Below are 22,695 nucleotides of genomic sequence, written 5' to 3'. Positions count from 1 at the left end.
AGCGGAGGGTACTTGACTCCTGCGGGAAAAAGAGGGAAGTGGGAGACCCCACAGGCGGCAACGCCGAGGAGTGACATCCCTCCCCGCGGAAAGCAAGTGCCTGGAGCGGAAATCAACGGGCAAACTTTATAGTCTAAAAACATCATTCTATGTGAAAAGAACTTTATTTTTTAAATAAATGATAAAAAAGAGGCTCCAGAAAGTCAGGAAAACTGACTTTCTGGACAATCCCTTCTTTATTTTAGCGCTGTTTACAGGTTTATTATTTGAAAATACGGCAATCATGGATAGTATAAAAAATACTGATAGGATCCGATCAAAAATAGGTTTTGCACTCTCTTATGGAGAGAAAAATTAAGTAATTAAGCAAAACATTGCCATTATTGATGGAATTCTCTTGCTAACACTAGTTGATTATGATAATCTACTAACAGAAAACGCATTACATCAGCCATTCTTCCGGTATTAAGCGAATTAATAGGCTCCTTATTTTTAAAAAAATACTAGGTATGAAATTTTTTTTAATAGAAAATATATCGAATGATTGCAATTGATTATTCGGTTATATAAAATCTTACTTTGTATGAAATTCTTTTTGGGAGGAGGTGAATGGCATGAACAAGACAGAATTAATCAATGCTGTTGCAGAAGCTAGCGAGCTATCCAAAAAGGATGCAACAAAAGCTGTTGATGCTGTTTTTGATACGATTTTAGACGCATTAAAAAATGGTGATAAAGTACAGCTTATCGGATTCGGTAACTTCGAAGTGCGTGAACGTGCTGCTCGTAAAGGTCGCAACCCTCAAACTGGGGAAGAGATTGAAATCGCTGCAAGCAAGGTTCCTGCATTCAAACCAGGAAAAGCACTTAAAGATGCAGTGAAGTAATTACATATCCTGCAATATGTAGATAAAAGGACCTAGCGTATGCAAGGTCCTTTTTATTATCATTCATAATTTTAAAAGATCAGTTTCTACCATAGTTGAATATCCGCCCTATATATTGAAAAAGTTTAGATTAAAGAAGTTTGACTTTACACTCTTAATTTTTCTACTCGGCGCTTTGGGCTTTTCTTTTTTTGCTTATTTTTTCGTAATTGTGCTAAGATGGTATCATGTAATTTTTACATTGATTGTTTAGCTGTAGGAGGAAAAGTTATGGCAAAGGTTAATCATGCCCAAATAGAAAAAGCAGTTCGAATGATATTGGAAGCAGTTGGAGAAGACCCTTCAAGAGAAGGACTTTTAGATACACCGAAACGTGTAGCCAGAATGTATGAAGAAATATTTTCTGGATTGAATGAAGACCCAAAGAAGCATTTTGAAACCATTTTTGGGGAAGACCATGAAGAATTAGTTCTTGTAAAGGATATTCCATTTTATTCAGTATGTGAGCATCACCTTGTCCCTTTTTATGGACATGCTCATGTTGCATACATACCGAAAAATGGAAAGGTTACTGGATTAAGCAAGCTTGCACGAGCGGTGGAAGCTGTTGCAAGAAGGCCACAGCTTCAAGAAAGAATTACATCCACAGTGGCTGATTCAATCATGGAAAAGTTAGATCCATACGGGGTAATGGTAATTGTTGAAGCGGAACATATGTGTATGACGATGAGAGGTGTGAAAAAACCTGGGGCTAAAACCGTGACCTCAGCTGTTCGGGGTGTTTTTGCAGAAGATGCCAGAACCAGAAGTGAGGTTCTTTCCCTAATTAAATCTTAAATAAAAGAAAAGATGAGGTGAGTCAAAATGAGTGAAAAAAACTTTGATTATGTTGTAATCAAGGCATTGGATGACGGAGTGAATGTCATTGGTTTGACAAGAGGATCAGATACCCGTTTCCATCATTCAGAAAAGCTAGACTCAGGTGAAGTGATGATTGCCCAGTTTACAGAACACACCTCTGCCATAAAAGTAAGAGGTAATGCGAAAATCTACACGCCATTCGGTGAAATAGACAGCTCAAAAAAATAAGCAGGGAAATTCCTGCTTATTTTTTTGAAAAAATACTCTAACAGAGCCTTTTATTCTTATTTTGTGATATAATAATGTGTGCTTTTATTATGGTCGCTTAAATCGTAGGATCGTGCGAAAAATTGTAAGTACATAAACTCAAGGTGTAAGGGTGATTTAGAATGATGAATATAACTACATACATAAATGAGCTTCGGGATTTGATTCATTCAAAGGCAAGTCATCCTTACCTTCTTCAATATTTGGAACCACCATTTGTTGATGAGGTAAAATTGACGATATTAGCTTCATTGCTAGACGATTTGGAAATTAGTGATGAAGAAAAGGATAAATTTATCACATCAACAATGCTTGTCCAAATGGCCCTTGACACTCATGAAAAAGTTTCAAATTCCAAAGCGGAAAAGGAAATTTCGGATTTATTAAAAAATCGTCAGTTAACCGTGTTAGCCGGTGTGTATTATAGTGGTCTATATTATAAAATATTAGCGGATATTCAAAATGTGTCGCTTATTCAATCCTTAGCTACTGCTATTAAAGATATAAACGAATATAAAATTTTGCTCTATCAAAAGGACTTTGATGATGTAAATCAATTATTAGAAACGATTAAGATCATCGAATGTTCATTATTAATTAAGGTTGCAGAAGAATTTAACAAACCTGATTGGAAGGATTTTGTAGGTAATGCATTGCTGTTAAACCGTTTACTTGAGGAAAAGAGACGAATTAAACAGCGTCATCATTCTTCTCTTTTCGAAATTTTACAAAATATTTTTTTTCCAAAGGAAAAAAAACATCTATCCAATGATCAAGAGCGTTTTATTTATGACAAGCTTGATCGTTGCATTTTTCAACTACAGCAGTCTACTGAACAATTATTAAAAAGGCTCTCGCCACTAAATGAAAATGTAAAAGAAAAAGTATGCGGGATGTTAGAAATGAATCTGGTACAGTCTAACTCATTTGTGGAAGAAGGGTAAAGGATGCAGCATTCAAAAGAAGAACGAGTACACAAGGTTTTTGAGAAAATCTCTCAAAATTACGATAAAATGAATTCAGTTATTAGTTTTCAACAGCATAAAAGATGGCGTAAGACGACAATGGACATTATGAAAGTGAAAAAAGGTACCAAGGCACTTGATGTTTGTTGCGGGACAGCAGACTGGACGATTGCGCTAGCTAAGGAGACAGGTCCAAAAGGTGTGGTTAAGGGACTTGATTTCAGCAAAAACATGCTTAAGATTGGTGAAGAAAAAGTTAAATCACTGAATCTAAAACAGGTTGAACTCATTCATGGTAATGCTATGGAGCTGCCATTTGAAGACAATACATTTGATTATGTTACGATCGGCTTTGGTCTGAGAAATGTTCCGGACTATTTGCGAGTTTTGCAAGAAATGCACCGTGTCTTAAAGCCGGGAGGAATGGCAGTATGTTTAGAAACGTCTCAGCCAACTATGATTGGTTTTAGGCAGCTATATTATTTTTATTTTAGATTTATTATGCCGTTTTTCGGGAAAATTTTCGCTAAAAGCTATAAGGAATATTCATGGCTTCAAGAATCTGCCCGAGACTTCCCTGGAATGAAAGAGCTAGCGGAGCTGTTTAAACAGGCGGGTTTTGAAAACGTTACGTACAAATCACATAGCGGGGGCGTAGCGGCCACGCATTTCGGATTTAAACCTAAGAATTAGTATAAAATAAGAATGACTAAAAAAAGTCCTGCCCTATACTTAAGCTCCTGTTTGGGGATCTTACCAAATTATGAGGATGGCGCGTTTGGAAAAGGGCAGGGACGAATTTGGACAGATCATTGACTTGATGTTAGTAAAGCTGGGTGGAGAATATGAAATTAAAAATGATGTATTCTTTTCTGAATGCAGACTTACAAATGTTAGAAAAAGAATTAGAGACTACCATTCAAGCCCAATCTCCTGTTTTAAGACAGGCTTCGCTTCATTTGCTTCAGGCTGGTGGGAAAAGAATTCGCCCGGTTTTCGTTTTATTAGCTGCAAAATTTGGTGATTACAATATTGATGTGATAAAAAAAGTAGCTGTGGCATTAGAGTTAATTCATATGGCTTCTTTAGTGCATGATGATGTAATTGATGATGCTGAATTAAGAAGGGGAGCCCCTACCATTAAATCAAAATGGGATAATCGCGTTGCCATGTATACAGGTGATTATATTTTTGCCCGTTCTGTAGAATTGTTATCGGAAATAAAAAACCCGGAATTACACCAAATTTTGGCTAAAACGATTGTAGAGCTGTGCATCGGTGAAATTGAACAAATTAAGGATAAATACCGTTTTGACCAGCATTTGAAAACATACTTAAGGCGAATTAAAAGAAAAACAGCTCTCTTGATTGCTTCTAGTTGCCAACTAGGTGCAATTGCAGCAGGAGTTCCAGAAGAAATTCATAAGAAGCTGTTTCTATTTGGGTACTATGTAGGTATGTCCTTTCAAATAACCGATGATATCCTTGATTTCACAGCTTCCGAAAAAGAACTTGGTAAACCAGCAGGAAGTGATTTGAAGCAAGGAAATATTACATTACCTGTACTTTTTGCTATGAAAAATGAAGAACTTCGTGCTGAAATTGTGCAAATTAACGAAAAAACTCCTCAATCCCAGATAAATCTTATTCTAGAAAAAATAAAAAAGTCGGATGCTATTCAGCTATCAGTTGAAATAAGTGACCGTTATTTAAATAAAGCTTTCAATATTCTTAAAGAACTCCCGGATGGAAAAGCAAACAAAACTTTATATGAGATCGCCAAGTACATCGGTAAAAGAAAATTCTAAAAGTTTTAAATCTCCCTCTGTTGCAAAATTTTCAAAACAATGTTAATATTTTCGTGGATTGTCTATTTGGACAACTTTATACATACGTAATAGGAGTGGAGCTAGCATGGAGAGAACTTTTTTAATGGTTAAGCCTGACGGTGTTCAACGTCAGTTAATTGGGGAAATCGTAGCTCGTTTTGAAAAAAAGGGCTTTCAATTGGTAGGAGCAAAATTGATGGCGGTTTCAAAAGAACTTGCAGAACAACATTACGGTGAACATAAAGAGCGTCCTTTCTTCGGGGAGCTTGTTGATTTCATTACTTCTGGTCCTGTGTTTGCGATGGTGTGGCAAGGTGAAAACGTAATTGCTACAGCACGTCAAATGATGGGGGCAACCAATCCAAAGGATGCTCTGCCAGGAACAATCCGTGGCGATTTTGGTTTAACGGTCGGCAAAAATGTTATTCACGGATCTGATTCCCCTGCGAGTGCTGAACGTGAAATCGGCTTGTTCTTCAAAGAAGAGGAGCTTGTTGAATATTCAAAGTTGATCAACGAGTGGATTTATTAATCGATATGAATAGGGGACCCCATGTGAGTATTTGCGGCTTGCATGGGGTATTTTTGTGAAAAATAAGGAGTGTCTAATACATCGTTTTATATCGTTCTATTTAGGTGAACAAAACTTCTTAAACCGCTAATTTTTGTCATCCAGAACAAAAGGCTGAGAGTTTTTTGGTTCGATTGTCTGATAAATTTCAATAAAACTTCTAAAAATACGGGGCAATAGCACTTGTTTTTCGATATACTTATGTAGGAAACGCGGTCTTCCATGAAACAGATCATGAAGAGGAGTCTTTATTATGTCACAGGATTATCAAGAATTTATTATACATATTAAAAAGCTAACCGGAATAGATTTGAGTCTATATAAAGAAGCACAGATGAAGCGTAGACTGACCTCCCTATACGAAAAAAAAGGTTTTAAAAGTTTTAAAGAATATTTTCGAGAAATTCAAAATAACAAGGCCAGCTTAAATGAATTTTTAGATCGGATGACCATTAATGTGTCGGAATTTTATCGGAATGCCAAAAGATGGGAGGTTCTAGAAAATAAGATTTTTCCTAGACTTTTAAGTGGATCAAGAAGGTTAAAGATTTGGAGTGCTGCGTGTTCTACAGGCGAAGAACCCTATACCATTGCAATGGTGTTAAGCAAATATTTACCGACATCGCAAATTTCTATATTGGCTACCGATATCGACGAAAACGTGATCGCTCGAGCAAAGATGGCAGTTTATCATGAAAGATCGTTAAACGAAGTACCTGAAGCCATAAAGAAAAAGTATTTCACAAAAGAAGGAGAGTATTATAAAGTCACTGATGAAATAAAGAGAACGGTTACGTTTAAAAAGCATAATCTTCTGTCAGAACCTTTTGAAAGCGGTTATGATTTAATTGTGTGTAGAAATGTGCTGATTTATTTTACCGAGGAAGCGAAAGATTTGCTTTATCAAAAATTCAGCAACTCATTGAAGTCTGGAGGCGTGTTTTTTGTAGGCAGTACTGAGCAAATCTTTAATCCGCAACAATATTCCTTTGAAACGGAAGACACGTTTTTTTATAAAAAGAAGTGAAGTATAATAATGGTTATATAGTTTGAAATTAAGATTCTACATTAATTTCAAACTTTTTTTATACCCATTTTTCGAGATTTTGTGTTATATTGTTACATAACACTATATCGCTTTTAAGCGCTAAAGTATTTGATGCTTACTAGATTTATACATAGTACTTTGTAAATTGATTCAGAGGGGGCAATTGAATGAGATACTTAACTTCGGGAGAATCACATGGTCCAAAGCTAACGACCATTATTGAAGGTCTTCCTGCGGGAATGCCGATTACAGCGGAGGACATCAATATCGACCTTGCACGGAGACAAAAGGGATACGGTCGAGGAAGACGAATGCAAATTGAAAAAGATACGGTTGAAATCACAGCAGGTGTGCGTCATGGCTTAACACTTGGCTCCCCTGTTTGCTTAGTTGTAGAAAATAATGATTGGAAGCATTGGACGAAAATCATGGGGATCGAGCCTTTAGAAGAGGGAAGCGATGAAGAGATTAAGAGGGTCATTACTAGACCTAGACCTGGCCATGCAGACTTAAATGGGGGAATCAAATACGGACATCGTGATTTAAGGAATGTCCTTGAACGATCGTCTGCACGTGAAACGACAGTAAGGGTCGCAGCTGGTTCTGTAGCGAAAAAACTTTTGTCCTTATTAGGAATTAAAGTGGCTTCTCACGTTGTGGAAATTGGAGGAATTCAAGCCAATCGCGTACAAAATCTCTCTATTGATCAAATCCAGGAAATTGCAGAAGCTTCACCAGTACGATGCTTAGATGAAGAAGCAGCAACAAAAATGATGGCCGCTATTGACGATGCAAAACAAAAGGGTGATTCGATTGGTGGAGTCGTGGAGGTCATTGTGGAAGGTATGCCAATTGGTATTGGTAGCTATGTTCACTATGATCGTAAGCTTGATGCAAAAATTGCTGGAGCAATCGTTAGCATTAATGCTTTCAAAGGCGTAGAGTTTGGAATTGGTTTTGAGGCTGCCAAGAAGTATGGTAGTGAAGTTCATGATGAAATCGCCTGGAATGAAAAAGACGGCTACACCCGTTTAACAAACAGACTTGGTGGCTTTGAAGGGGGTATGACAACGGGGATGCCGATTGTCGTTAGAGGGGTAATGAAGCCGATTCCTACTCTTTATAAACCTTTAAAAAGTGTGGACATTGAAACGAAAGAAGTATTTGAAGCCAGCATTGAGCGCTCAGACAGCTGTGCAGTACCTGCAGCAGCGGTAGTTGCAGAACATGTAGTGGCTTGGGAGCTTGCAAACGCTATTGTAGAACAATTCCCTTCTGACCAATTTTCGATCCTTAAAGAATATGTTGACCGGTACCGGGCTGAAACAAAGGAGTTTTGACAATGAGGACGATCGTTGTAGAAACTTCTTCAAAATCCTATCCAGTCTATTTAGGAATAAAGCTAATCCCTGAGCTTGTACGATTTATCACCGATAGGGGCTTTTCGAAAATTTGGCTCATTACTGATGAAAATGTTGCAGCTCTTCATTTACATAGTTTTTTGGAAGAATTTAAGAAATCAAGCGTTGAAATGATGACAACCATTGTTCCAGGTGGAGAAAAAGCGAAAACTTTTTCAGTTTTTGAGCAATGTCATACTGAAGCATTACAAGCAGGCGTAAACAGGACCTCTCTAGTATTAGCTCTTGGCGGCGGAGCAGTTGGAGACCTGGCAGGCTTTGTAGCTGCCACTTATATGAGGGGAATTCCATTTATTCAAGTACCGACTACTTTATTGGCACATGACAGTGCCGTCGGTGGTAAGGTTGCTATCAATCATAGGCTAGGGAAGAATATGATCGGTGCATTTTATCAGCCGGAGAGTGTTTTTTATGACATCTCTTATTTAAAAACATTACCGTCTAAGGAAATGCGTTCAGGTTTTGCAGAAGCCATCAAGCACGCGCTTATTCAAGATGTCCATTTTTATCATGTCTTAAAAGAAGAAATTAATTCTATTGAAGCCTTGAATGAAAAAAATTTAGAATGGATCATTCATAGAGGAATAGAAATTAAAGCCAGCATTGTAAAAGAGGATGAGAAAGAAAAAGGGATTCGTGCTTTTTTAAACTTTGGTCATACGCTTGGTCATGCTATAGAGGCCAATATAGGCTATGGGAAAATAACGCATGGTGAGGCTGTCTTAATCGGAATGATTTTTGCTTTGAAGTTAAGTGAGAAATTCGCGAGGTTGGAATTTGACATAGATGAGTTTATAGCTTGGGTACAAAAGCTAGGCTACCAAACGAACATACCAAGTGCTCTAAATGCTAATGATTTATTGGTAACGATGAAAAAGGATAAAAAAACGACAGGAGAACTGTTGAATTTTGTTCTGCTTCAATCCATAGGCAATCCTGTTTTACGGCCTTTATCGGAAGAGGATGTGCTAAGGGAGCTTAACAGCATGATGTATAACTGAGTACGGTGTTTTTCAAAGGAGGGGAAAGAATGTTAAGAGGCATTAGAGGAGCTACGACAGTTTCTAACAACGAAGAAAAAGAGATTGTGTTAGCTACAGAAAAACTGTTAAAAGTTATGATTGATGAAAATGATATTCATCCGGAACAGGTTACTTCGGTATTTATTTCTGTTACCGAAGATTTGACTGCTACATTTCCGGCAAAAGCATTGCGAAATATTAAAGGCTGGGCCTATGTACCTGTTATGTGTATGCGAGAAATACCTGTCCCAGGCTCCTTGCCGCTTTGCATTAGGATTATGCTTCACTTTAATACCGATAAAAAGCAATCTGAAATTCAGCATATCTATTTAAATAAAGCTGTTACTTTGCGCCCCGACTTACATAGTAACCAAAATGTAAACAAATAAAAATTGGAGTGGAGTGTTATGTCAGTGAGATGGAAAAACGCAATTTTGGACCTGAAGCCATATCAGCCAGGAAAATCCATTGAAGAAGTGAAAAAAATGTTTGGATTGGAAAAAATAACAAAGCTTGCTTCTAACGAAAATCCATTTGGGTGTTCTCCAGAAGTTTTGAAAGCACTTCATGAAAAGAAAAATAACTTTGCGCTCTACCCAGATGGGTATGCAACGATCTTGAGAGAAGCAGTTGCTAAGCATCATGGCTTAAGTGAAAAGCAATTCATTTTTGGAAATGGTTCGGATGAAGTAATCCAATTGATATCCAGAAGTATTTTGGAGCCAGGAAAAAATACGATCATGCCGACTCCTTCCTTTCCGCAATACAAGCATAATGCCATTCTCGAAGGTGCGGAAATTAGAGAGGTTGAGCTAGTAGATGGCGAGCACGATTTAGATTCCATGTTACGCCAAATCGATGAAAATACAGCGGTCATTTGGCTTTGTTCGCCTAATAATCCGACTGGAACTTATATACAGGAAACGAAGTTAAACGCTTTTTTAGAAAAGGTGCCACAAGATATATTAGTAGTTTTAGATGAAGCCTATTATGAATATGTGGAGGCAGACGATTACCCTGAGTCCATCAAATTGTTAGAGAAATATAAAAATATCATGATATTACGCACCTTCTCCAAAATTTATGGTTTGGCAAGCTTTAGAGTCGGTTATGGTATTTCTTCAGAGGAAATCATCTCACGTCTTGAACCTGCTAGAGAACCATTTAACGTTAATTCATTGGCTATGCTAGTCGCTGCCAAAGCTATACAGGACCAAGATTTTATTCAAAAATGCAAGACGGAAAATCGTAAAGGATTACATGCATATTATAGCTTCTGTGAAGCTGAAGGGCTTTCCTATTATCCTTCACAAGGTAATTTTATCCTGATTGATTTTGGTGTAGATGGAGATGAAGTATTCCAATATTTAATGAGGAAGGGTTATATTGTTCGTTCAGGGAAAGCGTTAGGCTTTCCGACAGCAGTTCGGGTAACAGTCGGTACGGAAGAGCAAAACGAAGGATTGATGAAAGCGATGAAAGAATTCCTGCACGAAACAGTCACAACATAAGTTTTGTGGGCCGGATTTCTTCTTATGGAAGAGCCGGCTTTTAAAACGACAAGACCTAGAAAGGAGGCTGAAACAGTGAGAGGAAATGTATTTGTTATTGGCCTCGGTCTTATTGGAGGCTCTGTTGCTCTGGCGATTAAAAAAACGCACAGTGAAGCGAAGGTCTTTGGATATGATGTAAAGAAGGACAATCTTCATCTTTCATTGGCATTAGGAATTATTGATGTTCAGTGTGATAGCATTCGAGAGGGATCTGAACAAGCAGACTTAATTATTATCGGAACACCTGTTGTGCAAACGGAGGGAATCCTTGAGGAATTAGGAACTCTACATCTCAAAAAAAACGTCATCATAACAGACGTAGGAAGTACAAAGAGAAAGGTTTCAGAAAAAGCGGATGGTTTACGTCGGAAAGGCTACACATTTATTGGAGGGCATCCGATGGCTGGCTCTCATAAAAGCGGTCCGGCAGCTGCAAAAGCCCACTTATTTGAAAATGCCTTTTATTTGTTGACACCAAAAGAGGGTACCGAGGAAAAAAGGATTGCTGAATTAAAAGCATGGCTAAGGGGTACAAAAGCGAACTTTTTAACGATTTCTCCTGAGCTTCATGATGAATTAACGGGTGTTATTAGCCATTTTCCGCATATTATTGCAGCTGGACTTGTTCATCAAGCAAAAGCCCATCATTTAGAACAAGATCTTGTTATAAGGCTCGCTGCAGGAGGCTTCCGGGATATAACCCGCATTGCTTCAAGCAGTCCTGAGATGTGGAGGGATATTCTACTGCATAATAAAGAAGTTCTCCTGTCTCTTATGGACGATTGGATCACCGGTATGAAAATGATTCAATCAAAGATTAAAGAGGAGGATGGGGATAGTATATTAGAATACTTTAAAACTGCAAAATCCTTTCGAGACGGTCTTCCGGTTGCATCAAAAGGAGCTATTCCTTCCTTCTATGACCTATATGTGGATGTTCCAGATTATCCAGGGGTCATTTCTGAAATTACCGGCTATTTAGCAGAAGAAAGAATTAGCATCACAAATATTAGAATTTTAGAGACGAGAGAAGAACTATATGGCGTTCTCGTGATTAGTTTTCAATCGGAAGCCGACCGGAAAAAAGCTGAGGAATGTATTAAAGAGCAAACTACATATGGGACATACTACGCATAATGAATAAGGAGGGCGAGAAATGAACACTCTGCTGCTGAAAAAAAGTACAAAAGGACTGAACGGTGTACTTCAAATACCCGGAGATAAATCTATATCTCATCGTGCAGTTATGTTTGGGGCAATCGCAGAAGGAAAGACAACCATTAAAAACTTCTTGGCTGGTGCCGATTGTCTCAGTACCATTTCTTGCTTTGAACGACTTGGGATCCAAATAGAAAGAAACGAGACAGATGTGACGGTTTATGGAAAGGGCCTATACGGGTTAAGAGAGCCTCAAGAGCTTTTAGATGTAGGGAATTCAGGAACCACAATCCGACTTATGATGGGAATTTTGGCAGGGCAAAACTTCTTTTCTGTTCTTGCCGGCGATGAATCGATTGCAAAAAGACCAATGACAAGGGTTGTCACACCATTACGTCAAATGGGAGCCCTCATTGATGGGAGAGAAAATGGAGGGAAAACTCCTGTTTCTGTTAGAGGTGGAAATTTACATGGAATAACCTATGAGCTTCCAGTGGCAAGCGCTCAGGTTAAATCCGCTGTCCTTCTTGCAGGACTATACGCTGAAGGAACGACTACCGTGATTGAGCCGGTGAAAACAAGAGATCATACGGAAAGGATGATTTCGACATTTGGCGGCAATATCCAAATAAAAGACGCTTCCATCACGATAGAAGGCGGGCAAGAATTGAGGGGCGCAGACATTCTTGTTCCAGGAGACATCTCATCGGCAGCATTTTTCCTTGTAGCTGGCTGTATTGTACCAAACAGTGAAATCAAACTTGAAAATGTGGGATTGAATGAGAGTCGTACAGGGATTATTGATGTGCTGAGACAGATGGGGGCAGATGTTACAATTATCTCAAAACAAACGAATGAAAAAGAAGAGCCTGTTGGGGATCTTATCGTAAAATCCTCATCTCTAAAAGGAATAGAGATTGGCGGGAATCTAATTCCGCGATTGATTGATGAGATTCCGATCATTGCTTTGATGGCAACACAAGCGGAAGGTACAACAGTGATTAAGGATGCTAAAGAGCTAAAAGTGAAAGAAACGAATCGAATTGAAACGGTTGTTTCCGAGCTTTCTAAATTGGGGGCAAACATTGTTGCTACCGATGATGGAATGATTATTCAAGGAAAAACTCCGTTAAAAAGTGCAAAGGTTAATAGCTATGGTGATCATCGAATTGGAATGATGCTTTCTATCGCAGCTCTGTTAACGGATGGGGACGCTGAACTTGAAAATCCTGAAGCTGTTTCTGTATCTTATCCAGAGTTTTATGAGCATCTAGCAAGCTTGATGAATTGATCAAAGGAGTGATTTACGTGATTTTATTAAATCAAGTAAGTCACTCTTTTCATTTGAAATAGGAATATTTTCTAATCTTCCAACATAGTCTGGTTTATACCTTGTTAGGAGGGACAAACTATGACCTATGTAATGGAAAATATATCCATATACCAAGGGGAAGCTGTACAGGAAACAAATTTAGTCATTAGGAAAAACAGTATTTACAGCATGTATACTCCTGTGAGCAAAATAAAGGGTTTTCGAAATAATATCGATCATTATATTATGACTCCCACAACAGCATGCTTTTGTGATCCTGCTAAATTATTGGTCGATCCCATTTCTTATAGTAAGGAAATAATCAAAAGAGGCAGCGATACTTTGCTTGTACCATTTGAAATCTCGTTTGAGTATGAAGCTGAGAAAAAGTATCAAGAGCTCGTAAATCAACTTAAATCACCCCCTCTCGATTACTGTATCGTTATCGTACTTCCCTTACGTCTTCTTAACACCAATTTAATCCGTTTTTGCAAAAATAAAAAAATCCCCGCCATCCTTGTAAAGGTGGAAGAGTCTTATGAACTGACTTCTATTCCGTGGGGCCGGATAAAGGAAAGTCTTTTTCCTTATAATTCTGTACTGATCCCTTTCATTTCAGAGGTTGACAGGCAGGATGAAATCCTAAAAGTTTGGCAGCATGTCCTGCAGCAAGAGGGAATTTCTCATAATTCCCATCCTATTCATGTAGAGGCTCCTATTACATATGACTTAATGAAAAAAATTGGATTGTATCCAAGAAAAGGAGTTTTACGTATAGGTGGTGAAATAAACTATAATCTTTATCCGAAGGAAGATTGGAATCATTCTATTCAGAATGGTATCCCAACTTATGATAAAATAGTATATACGATAATAAAAAACAAGGTTGTCCGAGCAGGGAAATGGATGGATCTTAGTATTTGTGAGGGTCAAAGATTAACCATCCAGGTACCTGGATTCTTTTGCAGTAACTAACTCTTTTTTACTACTCGATATAAAATGAAATGGAGATAGGATTGAATGGCAATGAATGTAGCAGATAAAATTTTACAGCAATTAACAAATAATCAATTAGAGGAAGCAGCAACCAATATAGAAAAACTATTAAGACAAAATCCAAATGATGAGGATCTTTTATATCTTGCTGAAGAAGCTTCAAGTCTAGGGTTTATTGAACATTCTATCCCATTATATAATTATTTACTTAAAAAATACCCAAATGAGGGTGAAATAATCTTATCTTTGGCAGAGCTATATGTAGAATTAGACAAAGAAGATGAAGCTCTCGAACTGCTGGGGAAGGTTTCAGAAGACGACCCAATCTATCCAAGCGTCCTTTTATTGGAAGCAGATCTTTATCAATTACAAGGCTTGTTGGAAGTTTCAGAAAGAAAGCTATTACATGCAAAAAAAATACTTCCGAATGAACCAATTATTGATTTTGCACTTGGAGAATTAAGCTATGACCAGGGAAAATTTCAAGAAGCTATTCAGTACTATGAAAAAGTACTAAAAGAAAATGAAGAAATTGCAGATGTCAATGTAAATCAGCGCATAGCAGAAGCTCTCAGCAATATGGGAAGCTTTGAAGAAGCCTTACCTTTTTACGAAAAAGCTCTTCAAAAGAAAACGGATTTGAATACACTTTTTGAATACGGTTTTACCGCTTATCAAGCAGGGTATTATAAGACTGCAATTGAAAAGCTGACAGAATTAAAAAATATGGACCATGAATTTCATTCCCTATATTTGCCGCTTGCAGATTCATATGAGCATCTTGAGGAATTGGATCTCGCCTTTCAAACGGTTAAAGATGGTTTGAAGCAAGATGAGTTTAATAAAGAGCTATATTGTAAAGCTGGAAAGCTTTCTCTTAAATTACAGAAGGAAGAAGAAGCAGTTTCGTTTTTTAGGGAAGCGTTAGCTATGGATCCTGGCTATTTAGAAGCGGCGTTAACTCTTGCGAAATATTTCCATCATACAGAGAAATACGAAGAAATCATTGAAACCATTGAAAATGTGAAGAAATATGGAGAAGATGACCCACAATTCGATTGGATGCTAGCAGTTGCATATCAGAAAATAGAAAATTATTCAGAGGCATTAAAGTATTATAGTTCTGCATATAATTCTTTTAAAAACAACATGGAATTTCTTCATGATTATGGATATTTTCTCTTGGAAGAAGGAAACAGAAAACTGGCTAGAGAAATATTTAGTAAGCTGATTCAGGAAGATCCTACGAATGAGGAATACTTAATGCTGATGGAGCGTCTGGATGAGGAGCAAAATTTTTAAAAGGTTCGAAAATAAAATACAGAGGAGGGATATAAAGATGACTGCCCCTGTTTCTGTGGATGAAAAGAAAGAATTTATTCGCTGGTTTTTAAATCATTATCAGTTAAAAAGAAGAGAATGCGTTTGGATTTTAAATTATTTAATGAGTCATGATCAATTAATGAAAAAAGTCCACTTTGTCGAGCAGGCTCAGTTTTGTCCACGCGGACTGGTTATGTCCACCCATTGTGTAGATGAAGTTCCATTTCGTTTTTACAAATCAAATGTCATGACGACAGATGCTGAAAAATCATTTCATGACATAAGGTTGAACCGTGATGAGGAAATTTATATCCAGTTGAACTTCCGCTCTTCCTATTCTTCTCATCAATATGCTGGAGTACTTGAAGAAAATCCTTACATTCCAAAAACAACCTCTCGCAATGAAAAAGATAAAATCATTGTCGAACAGCTTCTTGCACAATCTTTGCTTTCTTTCCAAAGAGAAAAGCTTTTACAAGAAATCGATCAGGCATTGGATGAGCAAGATGAGGCAGCCTTCAAAAATCTCTCAGAGCAGTTAAAGAAATTAAATAAAACGTACCATTAAGAAGTGTAAAAGGATGGATACAAAAGCTTACTCCCACCTGGCTGGGTTGGGACTTCAAGGGGGCTTTGATTCATCCTTTTTTGTTTTGTTTAAAGATTCAATAGCACTGTCATTATAGTCTGGAAAGATTAAAGAAACTGTTTAAACCTTTTTATGTAATAGAATATAATAATATTTGGCTTTGTTATTAGGACATTTCTAATATGAGCATAATGCGAGTGAACAAAGCCTAAAACGAATTGAGGTGTATAAAATGAAATGGTTGCCTAAGGATTTGGATATGTTCCTAAGTTCAAAAGAGTATGTCGACACAGCCCTTGTACCACTTACTCCGCTCAGCTTCGGAACAGGTATTAAGCAGTCTGCTTCTAGTATGGAATTTATGACGATCTTAACCAATGAAATGGAAAGACAATTTAAAGGAAGAATCTTGTTATTGCCTGCATTTACGTATCTAACTGATTGGGATTTGTCTCTTAAAAAGGAATTGGTACAAGACTTTAAGAAAAGACTTCTTGATGAAGGTGTTCGCCATGTATTTTTTCTAACATCTGATGCAGAATGGAAAAGCTTAGAAAAAGAATTAGAGGACTCTCTTATGTGGACACCTTCGATCCCATTGGAGCATATGGATGATTCCTATAAAAAAACTGTAATAGAAGACCAGGTCAAACAAATTATGGCTATTTTCATTCAAAAATGGAGAGGATCAATTGATAAGGAATAATATTTGAATAGACACATCTTTGACATCTTTTTAATTTATCTGAATATTGACCTTATCCAATTATTGATATATCATTGTAATGTCCTAGTTTTAGAGTGTTGCTAACTTATGTCCGTTGGACTAAAGCATTACGATAGAGGGGGGGAAAACATATGAGCAAACATCGAGTTTCAAGACGTCAATTCCTGAACTATACACTCACTGGTGTAGGCGGTTTCATGGCTGCAGGTATGCTAATGCCGATGGTAAGATTTGCAGTGGATCCTGTATTAAAAGCTAAGGATGCTGGGGATTTTGTCGCTACTAAAATGAAGGAAAGTGAATTGACAACTGAACCACAGCGTGTTGACTTCACTGTGGAGCAAGTAGACGCATGGTATAAGTCCGAAGAAACAAGAACTGCTTGGGTGTACAAGGATGACAAGGGTGAGATTGTTGCACTATCTCCAGTTTGTAAGCACTTAGGATGTACCGTTGACTGGAATACGGATAAGTCCAATCCAAACAAGTTCTTCTGTCCATGTCACTATGGCTTGTACACAAAAGATGGAATGAATGTTCCAGGAACTCCGCCTCTTGGGCCGTTAGATATGTACGAGCACAAGGTAAAAGACGGAATACTTTACTTGGGTACAGTAAAACCACATAAGGGGGCGTAATAATTGTTAAACAGGATTTATGATTGGGTTGACGAGCGTTTAGACATTACGCCTTTGTGGCGAGATATTGCTGACCATGAAGTACCAGAGCATGTAAACCCAGCCCATCACTTTTCTGCGTTTGTTTATTGCTTTGGTGGATTGACATTCTTCGTAACTGTCATTCAAATTTTGTCTGGTATGTTCTTAACGATGTATTATGTGCCAGATATTAAAAACGCTTGGGAATCCGTGTATTATCTACAAAACCAAGTTGCATTCGGACAAATTGTCCGCGGTATGCACCACTGGGGAGCTAGCTTAGTAATTGTGATGATGTTTTTACATACTTTACGCGTGTTCTTCCAAGGAGCTTACAAAAAACCTCGCGAGTTAAACTGGATTGTTGGGGTTTTAATTTTCTTCGTAATGTTAGGTCTTGGTTTCACTGGTTATTTATTACCGTGGGATATGAAAGCGCTATTTGCGACCAAAGTAGGTCTTCAAATTGCAGAATCTGTTCCATTTATCGGTGGAGCTGTTAAAACTTTATTAGCGGGTGACCCAACAATTGTAGGAGCTCAAACGTTGACACGCTTCTTTGCGATTCACGTATTCTTCCTGCCGGGTGCGTTGCTTGGATTAATGGGAGCACACTTCCTAATGATACGTAAGCAAGGAATTTCTGGTCCGCTATAAAATTGAACTGATTGAAAGATTAATACGAACCTTTTACAAAGGAGGGGACTCTCATGCATCGTGGAAAAGGTATGAAGTTCGTAGGAGACTCGCGTGTTCCTGCAGAACGCAAGCCTAATATTCCGAAGGATTATTCGGAATATCCGGGGAAAACAGAAGCATTCTGGCCTAACTTCCTTTTAAAGGAATGGATGGTTGGAGCGGTTTTCCTTGTGGGATATTTATGTTTGACTGTAGCGCATCCATCTCCGCTTGAGAGAATTGCGGATCCTACTGATACTGCTTATATTCCATTACCGGACTGGTATTTCTTATTCCTTTATCAATTGTTGAAGTACACTTATGCTTCAGGTCCTTACAACATAATCGGAGCGATGGTAATTCCTGGGCTAGCATTCGGAGCATTGTTACTTGCTCCATTCATTGACCGTGGACCTCATCGTCGTCCATCGAAGCGCCCGTTCGCAACAGGATTTATGCTTCTTGCTATTGCAAGCATTTTCTACCTAACTTGGTATTCTGTTGTTACTCACGATTGGGAGGCTGCAAAAGCTCAGGGACAAATCGTCAAGGGTGCAGAATTTGACAAGGAAGATCCTGGTTATAAAGTGTATGAAGCACAAGGATGTATCGGATGTCATGGTGCTGAACTTACTGGTGGAGCGGCTGCTCCTAAGCTAATCGGTACTGGTTTAGCTCCTGAAGACATTGCTAAGATTGCAAAAGAAGGTAAAGGCGGTATGCCTGCTGGATTATTTAAAGGAACAGATGAAGAGTTGAAACAGCTTTCAGAATTCATCGCTGGCCTAGAATAAAAATAATCAAAAAACTGACGGTTTACCGTCAGTTTTTTTGTTTAGAGAGAACACGACTAATTATGGGTGATGGGTAGTATTATTTGGAAAATAAACCAAACCAAGGTAATATATACATATAAAAAGATGGAGTGAGGTAAATATTGTGTGGATTTATCGTTATTTTGGTCATAGAAAAGTAGTGAGGCTACTTTTGGTGGTAAATATTTTAGGAACGATTTATGGATATTATTGGTACAAACATCAGCTAGCAGTAACGCCAGCTATTTTTTTGCCTTTTGTTCCTGATAGTCCAACTGCTTGTTTGTTTTTTGTTTTGGCTCTAGTAGGAATTCTGATAGGTAGGAATTTAGGATTATTTGAAGCTTTGGCTGTGATTTCTCTCTTTAAATACGGTATTTGGGCGGTTGTGATGAACTTATTTACCCTTTATGAAGCCGGTCATCTTCACTGGACAGGATATATGCTAATGGCATCACATTTTGCAATGGCCGTCCAAGGGATCGTTTACACGCCTTATTATCGGATAAAACTATGGCATATTGCAGTTGCTTCAATATTTACTTTACATAACGAAATCATCGATTACGTTTTTGGATATATGCCCTGGTATGGAGAGTTAAGCAAATATATGAATGAAATTGGATATTTTACGTTTTGGTTAAGTATTCTATCAATTGGCATTTCATATTTTGTTGCAAAGAAAGGAAATAACCTTCAACTGACCGTCGTTTAATTGAAACACCATCAATAAAAAATAGTACTAGATTTCATTAGTTCCTTGGTCTACTCTTGTCCACCTTCTCATACATTTTAATAGAGAAATGAGGAGGGACAAGTTGTATGTTAAAAAAAATACTATTCATAGCAATCGTTATCGTTTTCATTCCGTTTTCCACTACTTTCGCTGATTCCTCTTCGAAACTAGAAAAACTAGATGAGATTTCGGATGAAGCACTTCAAATGGTAAAAATCAAAAGATATGACGAATCAGAAAAATTATTAGAGTACTTTTCCGATCAATTCCTGAAAATGACTTCGGAAGAAAAGCTTTTTAGTATGGATGAATTACGAATTATTACTGTAGCCCATAATGAGGCGCTTGGAGCCGTCCAGGATGAGCAAGTAAGCTACGAGAAAAAACTAAATGCAGCTACTAAATTGCGACTCGTGATGGATGCAGTGTATTCTTTCCATCAGCCATTATGGACAGAGATGGAAGGACAGATTATGCAAACTTTTAGTGCAACGAAACAAGCTGTAAAAGACAGGGACTCTGATCAGTTCCACCAACATGTAAATAAGCTTTTGATACAGTATGATGTGATCTATCCTAGCTTGAAGGTTGATGTGAAACCAGAAAAGATCCAAAAGCTAGATGCAAGAATCAACTATATTGACCAATATCGTCGACTTGTTTTTGCAGAAAGCTCAAGTCAAAAAGAACTGGAAGCGCTCCAAACGGACTTAGAGTCGATTTTTGATGAAATGACGGAAGATGAAAGTGATCCTTCCCTCTGGTGGGTTATCATTTCAACAGGAAGTATTATTATCCTCACATTATCTTATGTAGGTTGGAGAAAATATAAAGGGGATAAAGAAAAAGGAAAAACCGGTAAAGAGCACAATCATTGACAGATGATTGCAGAATTTTTACAATTAAAGTACCAATTGAATCCATGGAGGTCAAAATGAGTTACTTAATCTATCTTGCCATAATCATCTTAGTACCGATTTATGCCCAATTAAAGGTAAGAGGTGCATACAAAAAATTTTCAAAAGTATATTCATCTTCAGGTATGACTGGTGCACAAGTAGCTAGAAAAATATTGAACGATAACGGGTTGTACCATGTAAGTGTAGAAGAAGTGGGAGGTTTTTTAAGTGACCATTATGATCCTCGTACAAAAACGGTCCGACTTTCTTCTGCAAACTATCATGGTCACTCATTAGCTGCAACAGCTGTAGCTGCTCATGAGGTCGGGCATGCGATTCAAGATCAGCAGAATTACGCTTTTTTAAGATTTCGACATGCTCTTGTTCCAGTTGCTAGTATTGGTTCAAACTTTGCTTGGGTTCTAATTATGATCGGAATTTTTGCTCAGGCATCTGGTATGTTATTGCTTGGAATCATTTTCATGGCTTCGGCTGTGCTATTTCAGGTTGTCACATTGCCAGTTGAGTTTAACGCATCAAGCCGTGCGATGGATCAAGTGATTGCATCAGGAATTATTCGAAATGACGAAGAAAGGGAAACGAAAAAAGTATTAAACGCTGCTGCTTTAACATACGTTGCTGCTGCAGCAGTTGCGGTTCTTGAATTAGTACGTCTTATCCTTATATATACGGGTATGACAAGAGAAGAATAAAACCTGTGCTTTTGCACAGGTTTCAGACTGTTGACAAACGCTCGCATTCTTCGTCACGAACCCTCCTCCGGTGCTCATTACCGTCTATGGTAACTCCGCTCCTCGCACGGGTTCATTCCTCGACTGACAAGCGTTTTCAATCAGTCTGAAAGTGCATGAAATATACTTTTTCTACACTCTAAAACCTGTGCTTTTGCACAGGTTTTTTTCGTGAAGTGGTCAGGATAAACTTTCCTCTTTTTTTATCGCTCGATCGGATTTTTGTTTTCATCAAGAGTGAACCCTTCACCTAATACATCATGGACAAATGTGACGGAAACGAATGCGTGTGGATCAACGGAGGTAATGGCATTTTTTAATCGAACAATTTCGTTTTTTCCTACAACACAGTACAGGACTTCCCGTTCATTCTTAGTAAAGGAGCCATATCCTTTTAGAACAGTAACGCCTCGGCCCATTTCGTTCATAATTTTATCAGCGATTTCATCATTTCTTTCACTGATAATCATGGCTCCTCTTGCAGAATAGGATCCTTCCTGCATAAAGTCAATGACTCTTGTACCAACAAAAACGGCGACAAGAGTATACATTCCTTCTCTGTAATCTAAGTATGTTAACAATGATAACGTAATAACTGCCGCGTCAAACAAAAACATGGTCTTTCCCATGCTCCATCCGATATATTGCTGAGCAAGCCTTGCGATTATATCCACGCCGCCAGTTGTGCCTCCATAACGGAAAATGATTCCCAATCCAATTCCGATAAAGCCTCCAGCAAATAGTGCTACTAGCATCAAATCATTATGTAAATTGATTTCAAATTGATAGCGTTCAAAAATCCACAGCCAGAATGAAAGAGCGACTGTCCCAATCATTGTATAGAGAAAAGAATTTCTACCGAGGAATTTCCAGCCAATAAAAAATAACGGGATGTTTAGAATTAAGTTGGTATAAGATGGATTAATATCGAAAAGCTGATAAAGAATGAGTGTAATGCCGGTAAATCCACCTTCTGCCAAATTATTTTGCATATTAAAATGTACAAGTCCAAATCCAAAAATGCAGGACCCCAGCAAAATAAATAGTATATTTTTTAATCTAAGACCATAAATCATGAATGTTCCTCCAATATGTTTATATTGCAGTCGTTAATGTTGATAATTATAAAGGAAGTAAATAGCAAGGAGCAACACCTCTTAAAACGAATGGTCTTAATCAAATTCCTTAAACGAGTTATAAAAGATGAAAAACATTTGTCATAACCTTTCGTTTTAGCTAACATGTAAGAGTAAACAGTACCTTTAAAAGGATGATTAGATGAATAAGGAAAAAACAATGAAAGCCCTTCAAAAAGAAGTGGACCAATATATCAGTCAATTTAAAGAAGGATATTTCAGCCCGCTTGCCATGCTTGCAAGAATGACAGAAGAGCTGGGTGAGTTAGCAAGGGAAATTAACCATTATTACGGGGAAAAGCCAAAAAAAGAAAGCGAGACAGAAAAAGAAATAATCGAAGAGCTTGGAGATCTGCTTTTTGTTCTGATTTGCTTTGCGAACTCATTAAACATTGATTTACAAGAGGCACATGATCTCGTTATGAAGAAATTTTATACGCGAGATAAAAATCGATGGACAAGAATAGATGAAGGGAAAGGATTGGAGTAAG

The 22,695-nt window shown here is 37.8% G+C and carries 26 protein-coding genes; 25 read left to right on the top strand and 1 reads right to left on the bottom strand.

All coding sequences use genetic code 11. From position 1 onward, the window contains the following. Positions 1–614 precede the first annotated feature (614 nt). From hbs to GD441_RS00505, 24 genes are all read left to right on the top strand, one after another. Positions 615–887 (top strand): non-specific DNA-binding protein Hbs, encoded by a 273-nt coding sequence (gene hbs / locus GD441_RS00620; protein ID WP_153122627.1) that lies wholly within the window; start codon positions 615–617, stop codon positions 885–887. Positions 888–1,157: 270 nt separating this feature from the next. Further along, positions 1,158–1,724 carry a GTP cyclohydrolase I FolE gene (gene folE, locus GD441_RS00615; protein WP_153122625.1) on the top strand — a complete coding sequence of 189 codons (567 nt, stop codon included), beginning with the start codon at positions 1,158–1,160 and terminating at the stop codon, positions 1,722–1,724. Positions 1,725–1,751: 27 nt separating this feature from the next. Next, a complete protein-coding gene (gene mtrB, locus GD441_RS00610; protein ID WP_153122623.1) occupies positions 1,752–1,976 on the top strand; it encodes a trp RNA-binding attenuation protein MtrB in 225 nt (74 codons plus the stop codon). Positions 1,977–2,137: 161 nt separating this feature from the next. After that, complete coding sequence (locus GD441_RS00605; RefSeq protein ID WP_153122620.1) at positions 2,138–2,959, top strand: heptaprenyl diphosphate synthase component 1; 822 nt, start codon at positions 2,138–2,140, stop codon at positions 2,957–2,959. A 3-nt stretch (positions 2,960–2,962) separates the two neighbouring features. Continuing rightward, positions 2,963–3,673: a demethylmenaquinone methyltransferase gene (locus GD441_RS00600; protein ID WP_153122618.1), complete on the top strand. Its 711-nt coding sequence runs from the start codon at positions 2,963–2,965 to the stop codon at positions 3,671–3,673. A gap of 152 nt (positions 3,674–3,825) precedes the next feature. Continuing rightward, entirely contained in the window at positions 3,826–4,788 is a 963-nt protein-coding gene (hepT, locus tag GD441_RS00595) for a heptaprenyl diphosphate synthase component II (protein ID WP_153122615.1), read from the top strand. A 106-nt stretch (positions 4,789–4,894) separates the two neighbouring features. Next, complete coding sequence (ndk, locus tag GD441_RS00590) at positions 4,895–5,341, top strand: nucleoside-diphosphate kinase (RefSeq protein ID WP_153122613.1); 447 nt, start codon at positions 4,895–4,897, stop codon at positions 5,339–5,341. Positions 5,342–5,633: 292 nt separating this feature from the next. After that, positions 5,634–6,407, top strand: a complete 774-nt coding sequence (locus tag GD441_RS00585) for a CheR family methyltransferase (protein ID WP_153122611.1) — start codon at positions 5,634–5,636, stop codon at positions 6,405–6,407. A gap of 188 nt (positions 6,408–6,595) precedes the next feature. Continuing rightward, on the top strand, positions 6,596–7,768 hold the full coding sequence (aroC, locus tag GD441_RS00580) for a chorismate synthase (protein WP_153122609.1): 1,173 nt from the start codon (positions 6,596–6,598) through the stop codon (positions 7,766–7,768). 2 nt (positions 7,769–7,770) lie between these two features. Further along, entirely contained in the window at positions 7,771–8,850 is a 1,080-nt protein-coding gene (gene aroB / locus GD441_RS00575; protein WP_153122607.1) for a 3-dehydroquinate synthase, read from the top strand. 29 nt (positions 8,851–8,879) lie between these two features. Then, positions 8,880–9,260, top strand: coding sequence for a chorismate mutase (gene aroH, locus GD441_RS00570; protein WP_153122605.1), 381 nt, complete (start codon positions 8,880–8,882; stop codon positions 9,258–9,260). A gap of 24 nt (positions 9,261–9,284) precedes the next feature. Further along, the gene (gene hisC, locus GD441_RS00565; protein ID WP_153122888.1) at positions 9,285–10,382 is read left to right on the top strand and encodes a histidinol-phosphate transaminase; all 1,098 of its coding nucleotides are present in this window, start codon (positions 9,285–9,287) and stop codon (positions 10,380–10,382) included. A gap of 75 nt (positions 10,383–10,457) precedes the next feature. Beyond that, positions 10,458–11,561: a prephenate dehydrogenase gene (locus tag GD441_RS00560; RefSeq protein ID WP_153122604.1), complete on the top strand. Its 1,104-nt coding sequence runs from the start codon at positions 10,458–10,460 to the stop codon at positions 11,559–11,561. 31 nt (positions 11,562–11,592) lie between these two features. Continuing rightward, on the top strand, positions 11,593–12,873 hold the full coding sequence (aroA, locus tag GD441_RS00555) for a 3-phosphoshikimate 1-carboxyvinyltransferase (RefSeq protein ID WP_420849631.1): 1,281 nt from the start codon (positions 11,593–11,595) through the stop codon (positions 12,871–12,873). A 120-nt stretch (positions 12,874–12,993) separates the two neighbouring features. Further along, a complete protein-coding gene (locus GD441_RS00550) occupies positions 12,994–13,869 on the top strand; it encodes a hypothetical protein (protein WP_153122600.1) in 876 nt (291 codons plus the stop codon). 45 nt (positions 13,870–13,914) lie between these two features. Continuing rightward, positions 13,915–15,192, top strand: a complete 1,278-nt coding sequence (locus GD441_RS00545) for a tetratricopeptide repeat protein (RefSeq protein WP_338091680.1) — start codon at positions 13,915–13,917, stop codon at positions 15,190–15,192. Between the two features lie 37 nt (positions 15,193–15,229). Then, a complete protein-coding gene (locus GD441_RS00540; RefSeq protein WP_153122597.1) occupies positions 15,230–15,781 on the top strand; it encodes a ReoY family proteolytic degradation factor in 552 nt (183 codons plus the stop codon). Between the two features lie 253 nt (positions 15,782–16,034). Further along, complete coding sequence (locus GD441_RS00535) at positions 16,035–16,508, top strand: YpiF family protein (protein ID WP_153122595.1); 474 nt, start codon at positions 16,035–16,037, stop codon at positions 16,506–16,508. 152 nt (positions 16,509–16,660) lie between these two features. Continuing rightward, positions 16,661–17,167: a QcrA and Rieske domain-containing protein gene (locus GD441_RS00530; protein WP_153122592.1), complete on the top strand. Its 507-nt coding sequence runs from the start codon at positions 16,661–16,663 to the stop codon at positions 17,165–17,167. A 3-nt stretch (positions 17,168–17,170) separates the two neighbouring features. Next, positions 17,171–17,845 (top strand): menaquinol-cytochrome c reductase cytochrome b subunit, encoded by a 675-nt coding sequence (gene qcrB / locus GD441_RS00525; RefSeq protein WP_153122590.1) that lies wholly within the window; start codon positions 17,171–17,173, stop codon positions 17,843–17,845. 53 nt (positions 17,846–17,898) lie between these two features. Beyond that, positions 17,899–18,660 (top strand): menaquinol-cytochrome c reductase cytochrome b/c subunit, encoded by a 762-nt coding sequence (locus GD441_RS00520; RefSeq protein WP_153122587.1) that lies wholly within the window; start codon positions 17,899–17,901, stop codon positions 18,658–18,660. Between the two features lie 142 nt (positions 18,661–18,802). Then, a complete protein-coding gene (lhaT, locus tag GD441_RS00515) occupies positions 18,803–19,396 on the top strand; it encodes a lipoprotein heptaprenylglyceryl N-acetyltransferase LhaT (RefSeq protein WP_153122585.1) in 594 nt (197 codons plus the stop codon). A 107-nt stretch (positions 19,397–19,503) separates the two neighbouring features. Continuing rightward, on the top strand, positions 19,504–20,295 hold the full coding sequence (gene ypjB, locus GD441_RS00510; RefSeq protein WP_153122583.1) for a sporulation protein YpjB: 792 nt from the start codon (positions 19,504–19,506) through the stop codon (positions 20,293–20,295). Between the two features lie 56 nt (positions 20,296–20,351). Next, the gene (locus GD441_RS00505; protein ID WP_153122581.1) at positions 20,352–21,029 is read left to right on the top strand and encodes a zinc metallopeptidase; all 678 of its coding nucleotides are present in this window, start codon (positions 20,352–20,354) and stop codon (positions 21,027–21,029) included. Positions 21,030–21,271: 242 nt separating this feature from the next. On the opposite strand, the gene GD441_RS00500 is transcribed toward GD441_RS00505, so the two are convergent. Further along, positions 21,272–22,144, bottom strand: coding sequence for a YitT family protein (locus GD441_RS00500; RefSeq protein ID WP_153122578.1), 873 nt, complete (start codon positions 22,142–22,144; stop codon positions 21,272–21,274). A 202-nt stretch (positions 22,145–22,346) separates the two neighbouring features. Here GD441_RS00500 and GD441_RS00495 point away from each other — a divergent pair, with 202 nt between their 5' ends. Beyond that, positions 22,347–22,694 carry a nucleotide pyrophosphohydrolase gene (locus GD441_RS00495; RefSeq protein ID WP_153122576.1) on the top strand — a complete coding sequence of 116 codons (348 nt, stop codon included), beginning with the start codon at positions 22,347–22,349 and terminating at the stop codon, positions 22,692–22,694. The last annotated feature ends 1 nt before the right edge of the window (position 22,695 follow it).

This window comes from Peribacillus tepidiphilus (assembly GCF_009466385.1).
Lineage (GTDB): Bacteria > Bacillota > Bacilli > Bacillales > DSM-1321 > Bacillus_BN > Bacillus_BN tepidiphilus.
The sequence above is the reverse complement of the archived record's forward strand: the minus strand, read 5'-3'. Positions and strand labels throughout refer to the sequence as shown.

Bases quoted from the DNA above. Each gene is read 5' to 3' on its own strand.
- GD441_RS00500 (WP_153122578.1), bottom strand. From the start codon at position 22,144: ATGATTTATGGTCTTAGATTAAAAAATATACTATTTATTTTGCTGGGG.
- GD441_RS00545 (WP_338091680.1), top strand. From the start codon at position 13,915: ATGGCAATGAATGTAGCAGATAAAATTTTACAGCAATTAACAAATAAT.
- GD441_RS00530 (WP_153122592.1), top strand. From the start codon at position 16,661: ATGAGCAAACATCGAGTTTCAAGACGTCAATTCCTGAACTATACACTC.
- aroH (WP_153122605.1), top strand. From the start codon at position 8,880: ATGTTAAGAGGCATTAGAGGAGCTACGACAGTTTCTAACAACGAAGAA.
- aroB (WP_153122607.1), top strand. From the start codon at position 7,771: ATGAGGACGATCGTTGTAGAAACTTCTTCAAAATCCTATCCAGTCTAT.
- GD441_RS00520 (WP_153122587.1), top strand. From the start codon at position 17,899: ATGCATCGTGGAAAAGGTATGAAGTTCGTAGGAGACTCGCGTGTTCCT.
- GD441_RS00540 (WP_153122597.1), top strand. From the start codon at position 15,230: ATGACTGCCCCTGTTTCTGTGGATGAAAAGAAAGAATTTATTCGCTGG.
- hepT (WP_153122615.1), top strand. From the start codon at position 3,826: ATGAAATTAAAAATGATGTATTCTTTTCTGAATGCAGACTTACAAATG.
- ypjB (WP_153122583.1), top strand. From the start codon at position 19,504: ATGTTAAAAAAAATACTATTCATAGCAATCGTTATCGTTTTCATTCCG.
- GD441_RS00505 (WP_153122581.1), top strand. From the start codon at position 20,352: ATGAGTTACTTAATCTATCTTGCCATAATCATCTTAGTACCGATTTAT.
- folE (WP_153122625.1), top strand. From the start codon at position 1,158: ATGGCAAAGGTTAATCATGCCCAAATAGAAAAAGCAGTTCGAATGATA.
- GD441_RS00495 (WP_153122576.1), top strand. From the start codon at position 22,347: ATGAATAAGGAAAAAACAATGAAAGCCCTTCAAAAAGAAGTGGACCAA.
- GD441_RS00605 (WP_153122620.1), top strand. From the start codon at position 2,138: ATGATGAATATAACTACATACATAAATGAGCTTCGGGATTTGATTCAT.
- hbs (WP_153122627.1), top strand. From the start codon at position 615: ATGAACAAGACAGAATTAATCAATGCTGTTGCAGAAGCTAGCGAGCTA.
- aroC (WP_153122609.1), top strand. From the start codon at position 6,596: ATGAGATACTTAACTTCGGGAGAATCACATGGTCCAAAGCTAACGACC.
- mtrB (WP_153122623.1), top strand. From the start codon at position 1,752: ATGAGTGAAAAAAACTTTGATTATGTTGTAATCAAGGCATTGGATGAC.
- GD441_RS00550 (WP_153122600.1), top strand. From the start codon at position 12,994: ATGACCTATGTAATGGAAAATATATCCATATACCAAGGGGAAGCTGTA.
- GD441_RS00600 (WP_153122618.1), top strand. From the start codon at position 2,963: ATGCAGCATTCAAAAGAAGAACGAGTACACAAGGTTTTTGAGAAAATC.
- GD441_RS00535 (WP_153122595.1), top strand. From the start codon at position 16,035: ATGAAATGGTTGCCTAAGGATTTGGATATGTTCCTAAGTTCAAAAGAG.
- GD441_RS00585 (WP_153122611.1), top strand. From the start codon at position 5,634: ATGTCACAGGATTATCAAGAATTTATTATACATATTAAAAAGCTAACC.
- ndk (WP_153122613.1), top strand. From the start codon at position 4,895: ATGGAGAGAACTTTTTTAATGGTTAAGCCTGACGGTGTTCAACGTCAG.